General features: G+C 50.0%; 12 protein-coding genes. All 12 read right to left on the bottom strand.

All coding sequences use genetic code 11. The features are described from left to right. Positions 1 to 5: 5 nt before the first annotated feature. On the bottom strand, positions 6 to 2,135 hold the full coding sequence (mutL, locus tag H9Q79_RS04535) for a DNA mismatch repair endonuclease MutL (RefSeq protein ID WP_249329281.1): 2,130 nt from the start codon (positions 2,133 to 2,135) through the stop codon (positions 6 to 8). A gap of 33 nt (positions 2,136 to 2,168) precedes the next feature. Then, on the bottom strand, positions 2,169 to 4,793 hold the full coding sequence (mutS, locus tag H9Q79_RS04530; RefSeq protein ID WP_249329690.1) for a DNA mismatch repair protein MutS: 2,625 nt from the start codon (positions 4,791 to 4,793) through the stop codon (positions 2,169 to 2,171). A gap of 69 nt (positions 4,794 to 4,862) precedes the next feature. Beyond that, positions 4,863 to 6,308, bottom strand: coding sequence for a tRNA (N6-isopentenyl adenosine(37)-C2)-methylthiotransferase MiaB (miaB, locus tag H9Q79_RS04525; RefSeq protein ID WP_118644566.1), 1,446 nt, complete (start codon positions 6,306 to 6,308; stop codon positions 4,863 to 4,865). 88 nt (positions 6,309 to 6,396) lie between these two features. Further along, positions 6,397 to 7,422: an amidohydrolase family protein gene (locus tag H9Q79_RS04520; protein ID WP_118644568.1), complete on the bottom strand. Its 1,026-nt coding sequence runs from the start codon at positions 7,420 to 7,422 to the stop codon at positions 6,397 to 6,399. A gap of 95 nt (positions 7,423 to 7,517) precedes the next feature. Beyond that, positions 7,518 to 9,587 (bottom strand): efflux RND transporter permease subunit, encoded by a 2,070-nt coding sequence (locus H9Q79_RS04515; protein WP_118644570.1) that lies wholly within the window; start codon positions 9,585 to 9,587, stop codon positions 7,518 to 7,520. A 169-nt stretch (positions 9,588 to 9,756) separates the two neighbouring features. After that, entirely contained in the window at positions 9,757 to 10,644 is an 888-nt protein-coding gene (locus H9Q79_RS04510) for a M14 family zinc carboxypeptidase (protein WP_118644572.1), read from the bottom strand. 67 nt (positions 10,645 to 10,711) lie between these two features. Then, a complete protein-coding gene (locus H9Q79_RS04505; protein ID WP_118644574.1) occupies positions 10,712 to 11,956 on the bottom strand; it encodes a glutamate-5-semialdehyde dehydrogenase in 1,245 nt (414 codons plus the stop codon). Between the two features lie 33 nt (positions 11,957 to 11,989). Continuing rightward, positions 11,990 to 12,535, bottom strand: coding sequence for a 5-formyltetrahydrofolate cyclo-ligase (locus tag H9Q79_RS04500; protein WP_118644576.1), 546 nt, complete (start codon positions 12,533 to 12,535; stop codon positions 11,990 to 11,992). Further along, complete coding sequence (locus tag H9Q79_RS04495; protein ID WP_118644578.1) at positions 12,513 to 12,725, bottom strand: DUF896 domain-containing protein; 213 nt, start codon at positions 12,723 to 12,725, stop codon at positions 12,513 to 12,515. Before H9Q79_RS04495 ends, H9Q79_RS04500 begins: the two co-directional genes overlap by 23 nt. A gap of 13 nt (positions 12,726 to 12,738) precedes the next feature. Then, complete coding sequence (proB, locus tag H9Q79_RS04490) at positions 12,739 to 13,596, bottom strand: glutamate 5-kinase (RefSeq protein ID WP_249329280.1); 858 nt, start codon at positions 13,594 to 13,596, stop codon at positions 12,739 to 12,741. A 236-nt stretch (positions 13,597 to 13,832) separates the two neighbouring features. After that, positions 13,833 to 14,345 carry a hypothetical protein gene (locus H9Q79_RS04485; RefSeq protein ID WP_147371439.1) on the bottom strand — a complete coding sequence of 171 codons (513 nt, stop codon included), beginning with the start codon at positions 14,343 to 14,345 and terminating at the stop codon, positions 13,833 to 13,835. A gap of 37 nt (positions 14,346 to 14,382) precedes the next feature. Further along, positions 14,383 to 14,538 carry a hypothetical protein gene (locus H9Q79_RS04480; protein WP_249329279.1) on the bottom strand — a complete coding sequence of 52 codons (156 nt, stop codon included), beginning with the start codon at positions 14,536 to 14,538 and terminating at the stop codon, positions 14,383 to 14,385. Between the last annotated feature and the right edge of the window lie 202 nt (positions 14,539 to 14,740).

The following is a 14,740-nucleotide window of genomic DNA, read 5'->3' as shown; positions in this document are numbered from 1 at the left end:
CTCACCTACAAAATCCGTTTGAATTTTTTGTCCAGTTCATATCTGGACATTGAAATGATCGTCGGCCTTCCATGAGGACAGTTATAAGGGTTCTCAAGACTTAACAGTTCGTCAATCAGACTTTCTGCCTCCTGTCTGGACAAGGATTGATTCCCCTTGACCGCTGCTTTGCAGGACATAGAGGCCAAACGTTCCAGAATCAGATCGGGAGACTGCTCTCCCAGCTCCTCCAGCCGGTCAAGAATCTCTGTGAACAGCTGATCTGCCTTCACCCGGTAAAGGTTGGCCGGGACCGCGCAGATTTTATACTCTTTTCCTCCGAATTCCTCAATTTCATAGCCGAATTTCCTGAAATCTTCCAGATACCGCTTCAGAAGCTCCTGTTCCCTGGCGGACAAGCTGATTACCATTGGCGGGCAGAGCATCTGAGAAGTGATCTGCTTCTCGTGATATTCTTTCATCATACGTTCATATAGTACTTTTTCATGCGCCGCATGCTGGTCAATGATGTAGAGAGAATGCTGATATTCCACCAGCCAGTAGGTATCGAATAGCTGCCCGATGATCCGGTGGTTTTTCCTGGCTTCTGCTGACAGCAGCCGGTCTGAAAACAGCTCTATCTGCTTTCCCTCCGGGACCTCGGACTCATCGTGCGGTGCAGCGTGAGCGGCCTTTACAGATGAACCGGTGCTTCCGGCTGAATACATTTCCTGCGCAGGTGCAGGAGAAGCCGCCGCCGGTTCTTTGATCGGTCTACCGTCAGACGCGCCTGTTTTCTCAGCAGTTAATGCAGAGTTTCCGGACGTTCCGGAAGCTTTGAACGCTTCAGGAACACCAGCTGCTCCGTGGGCAATGGAAGCGATCCTGTTCCCGGCTTTGTAAAGAGCGGACGTCTCCGCCAGGGCCCCGGGTTCCGGGGCGGCCGGCTCTCTCCGGAGGTATCCGTCAGCGCCTTTTATGCTCTCACGGGCGTCCGGAACAGCAACATGCTCCGGCCTCCTGCCTGGCAGCTGTGGAACCGCTGTCGAAAGGTTTCTTCTCATCCGTTCAAAGGGTTCCGGGGCCTGTTCACGATTTGGCTCCGTATCACGTCTGGTTCTTTGAGCGGAAGATTCTTCCTTTTCCAGGGATACCTCAGGTATCCGTTCTCTCGCCAGAAGAGCGTTCTGCAGCGCCAGGCAGAGCTGATGGTAAAGCTCCTCCTGGTTGGAAAAGCGCAGCTCCATTTTTGAAGGATGGACGTTTACATCCACCTTTTCCCCGTCAATTTCCAGATACAGCAAGGTGAACGGATATCTGTGCTGCATCATGAATCCGTGATAGGCGTCTTCTATGGCGCGGGCCAGCAGTTTGCTTTTCACATACCGGCCGTTGACGAAGTAATTTTCAAAATTCCGGTTTCCTCTGGCAACTGAGGGATTGCCTATAAAACCGCTGATTTTCATGAGCGGCGTCTCTGCCTCTACGGCGATCAATTCCCGGGTCAGATCTCTTCCGTAAATCTGGTAGACGATTTCCTTCAGATTCCCGTTGCCGCTGGTGTACAGTTTATTCTGTCCATTCTGGATGTACTTAAAAGAAATTTCCGGATGAGACAGCGCCAGCTGTTCAACGACGGTGCTGACACTGTTCCCTTCTGCCGTGGCGGATTTCAGGAACTTAGCCCTCGCCGGGGTATTGTAGAACAGGTGATGGACCAGAAATGTGGTGCCGGAAGGGGCGCCGATTTCCTCCAGCTCTTTCTCTGTACCGCCTTCTATGCAGTAGCGGACTCCGGTCAATGATTCAGGGGTCTTGGTGATGAGCTCCACCTGTGAGACGGCCGAAATGCTGGACAGAGCCTCGCCCCTGAACCCCAGGGATGCGATCTGCACCAGGTCCTCCACATTCCGGATCTTGCTGGTTGCATGGCGCAGAAATGCCAGACGGACCTGATCCTTCGTGATTCCGCACCCGTTATCCGTGATCCGTATGAAGGATATTCCACCTTCCTTGATCTCTACCGTAATTGCCGTTGCTCTGGCGTCAATGGCATTTTCCACCAGCTCCTTGACCACCGAAGCGGGACGCTCGACCACTTCCCCGGCGGCAATTTTGTCTATCGTTTTCTGATCCAGTATTTCTATCGCTCTCATAGCTTCCTCCAGTGACCCAATCTCTGCGGCCCTTTACCACCGGTTCTTGATCTTGTTCTGTAGCCGGTAGAGTGTGTTCAGCGCATCCAGAGGCGTCATATTAGAAATGTCCATGTCTTTCAGCTCATCGATGATATCATTGTCCTTAACCGTATCGAACAGGGACATCTGCGTCATATCCACTTCATCATAGTGGGCGCTCTTCGACTTTGGCTTCTTCAGCCCGGCCAGATCCTTCACCGTTGCGGTGATATCCGCGTCTGTGAGCTCGGCTACCAGTTCCTTGGCCCTGGCAAGTACGGATTCAGGGACTCCCGCCAGGCGGGCCACCTGGATTCCATAGCTTTTGTCTGCCCCGCCCTGTACGATTTTTCTCAGGAATACGATATCGTCGCCCTTTTCCTTCACGGCGATGCAGTAATTATGTACCCCCGGCAGCTTGCCTTCCAGCTCTGTCAGTTCGTGATAATGGGTTGCGAACAGTGTCTTTGCCCCCAGAATGCGAGTGTCTGCGATATGTTCGATGACTGCCCAGGCGATGGAAAGCCCGTCAAAGGTGCTGGTACCCCTTCCGATCTCATCCAGGATCAGAAGGCTGTCGGAAGTGGCATTCCTGAGGATGTTGGCCACCTCGGTCATCTCCACCATAAAGGTGCTCTGTCCGCTGGCCAGATCGTCGGAAGCGCCGACCCTGGTAAAGATCCGGTCCACGATTCCGATATTCGCAGATGCTGCCGGGACAAAGGAACCGATCTGCGCCATCAGGACGATCAGCGCCGTCTGACGCATATAAGTAGATTTTCCTGCCATATTGGGTCCGGTTATCACGGAAATACGGTGATCTCCATTGTCCAGATAGGTATCATTGGCGATGAACATATCATTGGGAATCATCTGTTCGACTACCGGATGACGGCCGTCATGGATGTCAATTTTCCCCTTCTGATTCAGCTTCGGACGCACAAAACGGTTTTTCTGCGCCACGCAGGAAAAGGATGCGAACACATCCAGGGCGGCAATGGCCCGCGCCGTCTTCTGTATCCGGACCACCTCTCCCGCAATTGTATCCCTGACCGTACAGAACAGCTCATATTCCAGTGAGGACAGTTTGTCTTCCGCCCCCAGAATCTCTTCTTCCAGCTCCTTCAGACGGTCTGTTGTATAGCGCTCCGCGTTTGCCAGCGTCTGCTTCCTGGTGTAATGCGCAGGAACGAGATTTTTGAAGGAATTTGTGACCTCCAGATAATATCCGAATACCTTATTGTACTTCACCTTCAGGTTTCGGATCCCTGTCTTTTCACGCTCTTCACTCTCCAGCTCGCTGAGCCACTGTTTTCCTTTATTCTTGGCTTCCCGGAAATGGTCGACCATCTCGTGATAGCCGTCTTTCAAAATCCCGCCCTCTTTCATGGCCAGAGGCGGATCGTCGATGATGGACTCTTCCACCAGCTGATAGAGATCCTCCAGTGAATCCAGATCCTCCTGGACCTTTTGCAGCAGAGATCCCTGGAAGGAATTCAAAAGCTGTTTGATATAGGGGAGCATCTGAAGGGATGTCTTAAATGCCACCAGATCCCGCGGATTGGCGGACTGGTAGGTGATCCGGCTGACGAGCCGTTCCAGATCGTAGACCGGCTGAAGGTATTCCCGGATTTCGTCGCGGATCATGGGCTGGCCGTTCAGCTCTTCCACCGCCTCCAGACGGCGGTCTATCTCCTCCTGGTCGATGAGCGGCTGTTCCACGAAGCTGCGCAGCATTCGGGCGCCCATGGCCGTCTTAGTCTTATCCAGCACCCACAGGAGCGAACCCCGCTTCTGCTTCTCCCGCAGCGTCTCCACCAGCTCCAGATTCCTTCTGGTAGAGCTGTCCAGCAGCATGAATCTGTCAGAAAAATATGGGGTGATGCTGGTCATCTGCCCCATATTGGACTTCTGTGTCTCATAGAGATACTGGAACAGAGCCCCCGCGGCGATCGTCCCGCAGCTGAAATCGTCCAGCCCCAGCCCCTTCAGCGTTTTACAGTGAAAATGCTTTTCCAGCGTCTTCCGGCAGGTGCTGTCATCAAAGTACCAGTCCTCCAGCCCGTATACCGTAATGTGAAGACGCTCCCGCAGGTCATTAATATCAGCCCCGCAGACCAGGAACGCGTGGTTGCAGATGATTTCCGCAGGCATGAACTTGTAGATTTCGTCCAGAAGCTTCCGCTCCTTATCCACCTCAGTCACCAGACACTGGCCGGTGGTTATGTCAGCTAATGAAATTCCAAACCGGTCTGCTGTGCAGACAATACACATAATATAGTTATTCTTTGTTTCATCCAGCCCCTGAATGTCCAGAACAGTGCCTGGAGTTACCACGCGGATGACCTCCCGCTTCACCATGCCCTTTGCCAGCTTCGGGTCCTCCACCTGCTCACAGATGGCTACCTTGTGCCCGCGCTCAATCAGGCGATTGATGTAGGTCTCCGCCGCGTGATAGGGAATCCCGCACATGGGAGCGCGCTCCTCCAGGCCGCAGTCCTTTCCGGTCAGGGTCAGCTCCAGTTCCCTGGAAACCGTCACCGCATCCTCGAAAAACATTTCATAGAAGTCGCCCAGGCGGTAAAATAAAATACAGTCCGGATACTCTTTTTTAGTCGCAACATAGTGCTGCATCATTGGTGAAAGTGCCACGTATTTATCCTCTTTCTGTAAATTCGCTGTTGGTAGCAGTCCCGCCTCCCGGCTTCAGACTGTACTTCCGATATAATAGAATCCCTTACAGCAGTCCAGATGAACCGGTAGAATCGTTCCGATCATTGAGGCGTCTCCCGGGAAATGGACCACCAGATTATTAGCCAGCCGTCCGGTTACAAGGGAAGAATCCTGCTCATTGACAGCTTCGACCAGCACGTCCATGGTTCGCCCCTCGAAGCGTGAGGACTGCTCTCTGGCGATCTCCTGTACTCTGGCCAGCAGGCGGTCAAACCGGTCTTTTACCACTTCTTCCGGTATCTGGTTGTCCATCGCCGCCGCAGGAGTACCGGTCCGTTTGGAGTAAATAAACGTAAAGGCGCTGTCATAACGGACCTTTTCCACCACATCCATCGTTTCCATAAAATCCTCTTCCGTCTCCCCCGGAAAACCCACAATAATATCTGTCGTCAGGGAGATGTCCGGTATGGAGGCCCGAATGCGGTCAACCAGGGCAAGATAGGATTCTTTGGTATAACGGCGGTTCATCTGTCTGAGAATCTCTGTGCTGCCGGACTGTACGGGGAGATGCAAGTGGGGGCATATTTTAGGGTATCTGCTCATAACTTCGATCAGTTCCTCTGATAAATCCTTGGGATGGGAGGTCATGAAACGGATGCGTTCCAGCCCGTCAATGCCGGCAGCCTGCTCCAGCAGCTCCGCAAAGCTCAACGGCTGCGCCAGGTTCCGGCCGTAAGAATTAACGTTCTGTCCCAAAAGCATGATTTCCTTCACACCGTCGTCCACCAGCCTGCGGATCTCTTCCAGAATCTCTTCCGGAAGCCGGCTCCGCTCCCGTCCCCGGACGTAGGGTACAATACAATAGCTGCAGAAATTATTGCAGCCAAACATGATATTGACACCCGACTTAAAAGGATACTTCCGGTCAATCGGAAGATTCTCCACGATCTGGTCCGTATCCTTCCAGATGTCTACGATCATTCCGTCCTGCTCCAGCGCCTCCGTGACCAGCTCTGCCAGCTTGTATATATTGTGGGTGCCAAAGATCAGGTTTACAAAACGGTAGCTCTTTTTCAGCTTTTCCACCACCTCCGGCTCCTGCATCATGCAGCCGCAGAGCCCGATCATCATGTGGGGATTTTTCTTTTTCAGGGCATGGAGATAGCCCAGCCTGCCATATACCCGGAGATTGGCATTCTCCCGGACCGTACATGTGTTATAAATTACAAAATCAGACGATTCACTGTCGCTTTTTATGTAACCGATTTCTTCCAATATCCCCCGGAGCTTCTCGGAATCCCTGGCATTCATCTGACAGCCAAAGGTTTCGATACAAAAGCTTAAAGGGCGGCCCAGCTCTTCCTTTTTCTTCCTGACCAGCTCCCGGCATTTGGCCATGAAGTAATATTGGCGGCGCGGCTCTTCCGACGGCGGGGATTCCGTGAGATCTATTTCATCCAGATTAATTTCATTGAACATGTAGGTTTTCCTTTCTTTTAAACACAAAATGCAACCCCAGAAGAAATCTTTTGGGGTTACGGTTTCACTACTATGCATTTTAACTGATTTATTCGTCTTTGTCCAGAAAAAACAATCGCCGCGCGTTGCCGTAAAAGATGTTTTTGATCTCTCCCTCCGTCAGTCCAAGCATATTCGCCGCATCATAAAAAGCCGACAGAGCTTCTGTTCCCACCAGCGCCGTCTGGATTCCCGGGCAGGCGGACTGATCCAGCCAGACGAATTCCCGTCCAACCGATACACACCGGCCGCGCAGTCCGGATACGGGGGCGTCGCTGCCCCACAGCACACGTTCTGCTCCCATCACTTGAATGACCGTGAAAATCGGCGCAGGCTCGCACACCGCCGCCAGGTCAAACCAGACATTCGGGATTTCCCGGAACGCAGCCACACTGTCCATCACCGTCCAGGCTGCAAATCCGCGGCCGCAGTGGGCCAGGATCAGGGATGCATGGGGATATTGGCGGCACTTCTCCAACAGATAAGATGCATTATCCGGATCGGACAGAGCCTCATCTTTCACCAGATGCAGTGTTATGGCGAGCCTGTTCCGTTCCGCCGCCTCCCAGGCCCCCTCCGGAAGATACTCCCAGACCGGCGCATCCATCGTGTGCCGGCGCCCCTGTGCCAGCGTATGATAACACTTAAGGCCTCTGATCCGTGGATGAACGAGCTGTGCTTCGATGGTTTCCGCCGTATCCTGCGGCACAACCACTACTTCCCCGCTGCACTCTGGAAAAATGGCCAGTTCCTTCGCCAGAAACTGCGTCGCTGCATCCCTCAGCCCATTTGACAGATCCGCCATAGCAGCGTCCGGCATCAAAACAAAATTAGCGTTCAGCCTGACTCTGTTTCCCAGCACAGTTCCTGCCAGCGCCAGCCCTTCCCGTCCCCCAAACACCCGTCCGGCCCTGTAAAAAGCAGACCCCTCCTGACCGGCATTCGGCATGAGCGAACAATCGTAAATATGCAGATGAGCGTCAAACACCCGCTCCGGAACAAAATTCCCCAGCCGCGCCCTCATCCGCCTGTCTGTCTCATCTGCCCAAAAATCCAGCCCGCAAAACTCACCCATATTCACAACCCTCCGTCTGGCTTTCTTTTAAGACAACTCTACCTCAATAACCTGCCAAAGTCAAATTTACTTCCGATTGGGCGGTGAGGGGATATTTATTTTTGAATTTTGAAATTCAGGCTAGTTCTGCATATTATCCCGTCGAATATCCAGAACATTGCCGGCAGGAATAGCAATACCGCACACATGCTGATCAGCGCGCCTCTTGCCATCAACAGGCACAGGGAGCTGATCATATCGATCTTTGAATACATCCCCACCCCGAAGGTTGCCGCGAAGAAGCTGAAGGCGGATACCATGATGGAGCGCATGCTGGAGCTGTGGGCGATCTGGATGGATTCTTTTTTGTTCTTTCCGGAGCCGCGTTCTTTTTCATAACGGCTGGTCATTAAGATCGCGTAGTCGACAGTAGCTCCCAGCTGTATTGTCCCTATTACGATAGACGCGATGAACGGGAGCTTTGCTCCTGTCAGATAGGGGATTCCCATATTGATGAAAATGGCGCCTTCTATCACCATGACCAGGATAACCGGCAGGGAGATGGATTTGAAGGAGAGCGCAATGATGAAGAATACGGCCAGTATGGAGATTGCGCTCACTACTTTAAAATCATGTGCCGTAATATCAATCAGATCCTTGGTACAGGGGGCCTCGCCTACCAGCATTCCTGTGGGATCATACTTTTTCAGCACCTGATTCAGATCCTCTATCTGGCGGTTGACTTCATCCGATGCGGTGGCGTATTCATTGGTGATCAGCATCAACTCATACTGGCCGCTTTCCAGTATATCTTTGATATCCGGGGGTATCATGCTCTGCGGAAAGGCAGGGCCTATGATACTTTCCAGGCCCAGTACCTGTTTTACGCCGTCCACCTGCTCCATCTCATCAATCATCTCGTATTTTCCCTTATCGGATATATTCTGGTCCAGAAGTATCATGTGGGCGGCGCCCATATGATATTCCTCCTGGAGCTTTGTATTTGCCACGATACTTTCCAGATCTTCCGGGAGTGAAGAATCCAGATTGTAGTACACATCTGTGTTTGCCTGAAAATAGGCGAAGGGGATAAACAGTACCACGAATAATACGGCAAATACTTTATGATGCTTCACCACGAAACCGGAAGCTCTGGGGAAATCGGGGATCAACTGCCGGTGCTTTGATTTTTCCAGCGCACGGTCAAAGATCATAATCATGGACGGAAGGATTGTCACACAGCAGAGTACGCCGAATATCACGCCCTTTGTCATCACAATCCCCAGATCCAGCCCCAGGGTAAAGCTCATAAAGCAGAGTGCAATGAATCCGGCAATTGTGGTGACAGAGCTGGCGACCACGGACTTTACCGTAGCGGCGATGGCCTGCGCCATAGCTTCTTTGTGGTTTTCGGGATAGAACGACTGTTGTTCCTGGTAGCTGTGCCACAGGAATATGGAGTAGTCCATCGTCACACCCAGCTGCAGCACTGCACTCAGTGCTTTAGTGATATAAGAGATTTCTCCCAGGAACAGGTTGGTTCCCATATTGTACAGGATTGCCATTCCGATACTGAGAAGAAACAGTACAGGAATCAGATAGGACCCCATCGTCAGGGCCAGGACAATGGATGAGAGGATGACTGCGATCACCACATAAATTGTAACCTCTGACTCGGCCAGATTCCTTGTGTCAGTGACAATCGCTGACATTCCGCTTAAGAAGCACTGTTTATCTGCCAGGCGGCGGATCGCGTTTATGGCGTCCATTGTCTCGTCGGACGAAGTCGTGGAATCAAAGATGATAAACATCATGGTGGAATTCTCAGAGTTAAACGCCGTTCGTATCTCTTCCGGCAGCATTTCCATGGGGATGCTGAGGTCCATAAAGCTGTCATACCATACGACCTGGGACACATGCTCTACAGCTTCTATCTTCTCTTTCAGGGCAGCTACGTCTTTGTTGTTCATTCCCTCGCAGACGAACATGGAATACGCTCCAGTCCCGAATTCATCCATCAGGATATTCTGCCCCTTCATTGTCTCAATATCATCCGGCAGATAATACAGCACATCATAATTGACACGGGTGTTTATGTACCCAAAAACCGCAGGTATCAGCAGTAATATGCTGATAATGAAAATAGGAATCCGGAATTTTACAATTTGCCTTCCCAGTTTTTCCATTTTGCTTCCTTCCTCTTTTCTTCATTTTTTATATGGTCATTCCAAATATGACCATTAGTCATTTTTATAGTAGCGCAAAAATGACCTTTAGTCAATAACACATCCGTAGAATTTTGACCAAAAGTCATTTTATATTTGGGCACTATATCAAAATTACTGAGAATCAGGTTTATAAAGAAGCCAGCATTGAAAGAGGAATTGACTTGATTTCTTCATATGCATCCAGCTGATAGGAAGGGCTGGTGGGGAACGGCGCATCTAGCGGCAGAGTTTCAATGGTGATGGCAGGATTTCCGGTCAGTTCTGAATAAAAATGCACAGAATTCCCCCCGCTCACCTTGGAGAGCAGCTCTTCCTCCCTGCGGCCCAGCGCATAGCCGCTCACATGCTGAAGAGCTCTGGCGAACTGGCGGCATTTCTGATTATATGTATTGGGCATGGCATTTCTGTAATAATAAATGATTTTTCCACGGGAATGGAAATCGAGATATGCCACTGTCTCATAATCCCGGAAAATGCGCATCAGCATCTGCGTCTCAGATTCACTGCCCGGATATTCGTATAACTGCTGCTGAACGTAAGATTTACAGGGGAAATTCCGGTTAATGTCCACACCCCTGGCATTGTACTTCCAGTTTTCGCTGGAAATGTTCCGCGCTCTTGCCATTCTCCTGTAGATCGGGTTGCTGATCACGTCGAAGCCTGATGTGGCAATCTCATACCCGTCCGGATTGACGATGGGAATAAAACAGATAGAATATCTGTGGAGCAGCTCTGAAACGTCACAGCCTCCGATGCTCTGGCGGAACCGGAACCCTTGTGCATAATCCTCGATCATACGGAGCATCAGCACCGGGTTGACTGACTCCCGTCCATGGATGCCTGCTGTACAGATCAGATTCTGACTCCCGAAACCCATCCGCATCATGGGAATCGTCCGGTCATCCTGACTGGTTCCAACGATCCTGCAGATTGTGAAATCATTGTAGCACTCTGAAAGGATCTGCATGGACGTGCAGATATCCTGATAAGAATAGCGCTGATTCAAAGCAATCATAGAACAATCCTCCTAAAAAAGTCTTTTGTATCATTCTATGTGCGAATACAGCGCTATATGACAAAAATTACGGACGGATCTGGCCGTTTCCGTAAATAATATATTTAGTTGTGGTCAAAGCCAGCAGCCCCATGGGGCCTCTGGCATGAAGCTTTTGCGTGCTGATGCCGATTTCTGCTCCGAAGCCGAATTCAAATCCATCGGTAAACCGCGTAGAAGCGTTCACATAGACTGCGGCGGCATCCACCTGATCCAAAAACTTCTGGGCATTTTCATAGCTGGAAGTGATAATGGCCTCCGAATGCTTCGTGTTATACCGGTTGATGTGCTCAATCGCCTCATCGACAGAGGAAACTGTCTTAATAGAAATGATGTAATCCAGGTATTCTCTGCCCCAGTCTTCTTCGTCCGCGGGGGTGCCTCCCTCCACCAGAGGAAGCGATTTCTGATCAGCCCGCATCTCCACGCCGGCCTCCTTCAGCCTCCTGGAAAGGACGGGAAGCAGGGCTTCTCTGACTTTTTCATGTACGACGAGTGATTCACAGGCGTTGCAGACGCCCACTCTCTGAGTTTTCGCGTTGACGATGATATTCACGGCCATATCCAGGTCTGCACTTTCGTCCACATATATATGACAGTTTCCGGTTCCTGTCTCGATGACCGGAATCGTGCTGTTATTCACCACCGCCCGGATGAGTCCAGCGCCGCCTCTGGGGATCAGCACATCCACGTACTGGTTCATCTTCATAAAGGCGTTGGTGGTTTCACGGCTTGTATCCGTAATCAGCAGGATTGCATCTTCAGGAAGTCCCGCGCGCTTCAGGCTTCCCCGGATACAATCCACTATGGCCCGGTTAGAGCTGAGGGCATCACTCCCGCCCTTTAGGATCACCACGTTCCCGGTCTTAAAGCACAAGCCGAAAGCGTCTGCTGTCACATTGGGCCTCGCTTCATAAATAATTCCCACAACGCCTAGCGGTACACGTTTCTGTCCGATCAGCAGCCCGTTGGGGCGTTTTTTCATACTCAGAACCTCTCCAATCGGATCATCGAGGGCTGCCAGCTGACAGAGTCCCTCTGCCATGCCCTCAATCCTTTCTTTTGTCAGCAGCAGACGGTCCAGAAGCCCCTGGGACATGCCGTTGGCCCTGCCCTTGTCCATATCCTCCTCATTGGCTGCTATAATCTCTTCCGCATGCTTCTGAAGGTCCGCGGCGCATTGAAGCAGCAGGTTGTTCTTTTCGTCAGTGGAAAGTCCGCGCACCTGGGGTTCGGCTTCTCTGGCACACCTTCCGATTTCCAATAATTCCATTCTTTTCCCTCCTTTTTTCAAGATCTTGCACAGTCAATAGGTCCTGCTTTCCGTGATCAGCAGAGAAGGGCAGATATCTGCCGCCTCGGCCGGAACGCGGTTCAGGACCTGAAAGTCGAAGGCCACAGCGAAGGTTGTATGTTCTCTGTGAACGCTCAGGTATCTGTCATAAAAGCCCTGCCCGTATCCGATCCGGTGCCGCTGGGGATCAAAGGCTACTCCCGGCACTATCATCAGCGCATCCTCGCGGCAGGCCCTCTCTCCCCGCGCCGGTTCTTCTATCCCGAAGTATCCCTGTTCCAGCTGTGAAAAGTCTTCCAGTACGTAAAAGACAAGGTTCTTTCCCACCACCTTCGGCACGGCCACCTGTTTTCCATCCTCCCATGCCTGGCGGATAAACCTCCGGGTCATAACCTCGCGGTTAAAATCCATATAAGCGTATACAGCCTGCGCCCTGACGTATTCCTCTCTCTCACGGACTTTGCGGAAAATCTGCTCGCTTTTCCCCGCGATTTCAATGTCCGAAGCTTCTTTTCTCCTGGAAAATATCAGCTTTCTAATGCTTTTTTTGGTCTCCATATTTTTCCCCCAGATTGGTGATCGAACCGTCCTTTTCCTGTATATTGATGTTATCCAGCTGGGTTCTCAGATTCAGGCGGACGGCGGCGATATACTCCTGTCGGAGCTTTGCCTGTTCTGCCTTCTCTTCTTCCGTCAGCCCTTCTGCTTTTGATTTGCGGGCCAGTTCGTTAATTCTGTCTATATTCATATTGCCTCCTGTCTCATACCATATGTTCCAGATAGTTCAGCACATAGAACTCATCCTTTTTATCCTCCAGGAACAGCGTTCCATAAGGCTTTCCCTGCATGATCTTATGAATGACGTGAAAATCGTCGCCGTTGGCAATGACCATATCGACACCTGAGCTGGTGGCCACCTGCGCGGCTGACAGCTTGGTAGCCATGCCGCCGGTCCCCACATTGCTGCCGGTGCTCCCCTTCCCCATCGCCATCAAATGGTCATCCAGATGCTCTACCACCTCAATGAACCTGGCGTCCGGGTTCTGATGAGGGTCGTCAGTATATAAGCCGTCGATATCTGAGAGCAGGATCAGAAGGTCCGCTCCGATCAGGGAAGCCACCACTGCGGAAAGGGTGTCGTTGTCCCCGAATACCGACAAATAATCAATCTCATAGGTAGCAATCGTGTCGTTTTCGTTGACAATTGGAATCACCCCCAGAGACAGCAGCTCCAGAAATGTATTCTTGGCATTGATTCGGTTCAGATTGTCCAGCATGGTGTTCTTCGTCATTAAAACCTGACTGCATATTTGATTATATTCTGAAAAAAGCTTCTGATAAATCATCATCAGCTTCGCCTGTCCTACCGACGCGCAGGCCTGTTTTACTGTGAGGTTTTCCGGCCGTTCCTTCAGACCCAAAGTATTCCTGCCGACCATGACGGCCCCTGAGGATACCAGAACCACTTCTTTTCCCTGGTTCCGGAGATCGCTGATCTCCCTCACAAGTATTTCTAGCTTAATCAGGTCCAGCCTGCCCGTATCCTTGTGGGTCAGGGAGGAGGAACCGATTTTTATGACAATTCTGGATTTATCTTTTAGCTTTTCACGGATATTCATATTATCTCCCTGCTTTCGTGTAATCGTCCTTATTTTACAACAGAACCACACGTTTGTCTATAAGGGAGTTGTGATCAGCACGGGGGTTCCAGCGGCAGGCGGCTGAGATTTTTGCTTAAATGTTTTGATTGCAATTTCAATAGGTTGCAATAAACCCTATATATGGCAAAAGCCCACGCTTCCGGTTTTACTGCCCGCGGCATGAGCTTCTGCTATTCTGTCATATTATTCCTGTCTTATAAAAATTTCTGGAGATAATAGATGCATTTTATTTCAGCATCTTGCAGTATGTAAAAAATATCATCAGATAAAATGTCCGGCCTATACTTAGATGTTGAGCAAATTTCGATATAATTATCTATATGATCTTTATCAATTTGATAGGTACTAGGAATATCTTCTAAGTTCTCAATGATACTCTGAATTTGAGAAAATTGTTCATCATTCAGCGCATCTCCTCTGGTAACCACATAAGTATCATTTTCATCTGAATATGTATTCGGGATTTCCATTTCTGCAAAATCCACCTCATCCTTATACTGAAGGACAAAATATTCCGTACCGTCCCCATGAAATCCTCCGCGGTTACTGTTCAAGTATAAGAGTTTAGAATGTGGTGGAACAACACTTATGCGCCAATTAATAGATGTTTCCATGGTGAGGGATAGGAGTTCATTGTCGCTATTTGAGCATCCGCATTGAATAAATAATAGTAAAATTGCGCCAAGACAAACAAAATATTTTTTCACTGCGACACACTCCATTCAAAAACATCGAAAATTAGCATTATGAATCATAATCTAAATGGCTGAATCCAACCCAATCGTATATATCTATTACATAATATATTGATCTGGGCATGTCGTTTAATAGGTATGGCTCAGCAGGCATTTGTTCTTCTTCATTGATGGCTTCTAATATTTGGTTTTCAGCTTCTGACATATCTAGATTTTCTATGCACAAATAAACAACATCCTCAATATAAATTTCTGCCTCTGGGCATTCATTTAGAACCGATCAAATTTTATTATCTATTATATACTTCCATGCATAGTTTTTCAATATATTCCGAATGTATTATGTATTTGTTTTTAGTATCAATATACTGATTTATATTTTGCTTATAGTGTAATTTTTATGGAAT

The sequence above is a fragment of the Wansuia hejianensis genome, assembly GCF_014337215.1.
Lineage (GTDB): Bacteria > Bacillota > Clostridia > Lachnospirales > Lachnospiraceae > Scatomonas > Scatomonas hejianensis.
Note: the sequence above shows the minus strand (reverse complement) of the source record. Positions and strands in the feature narration are given on the sequence as shown.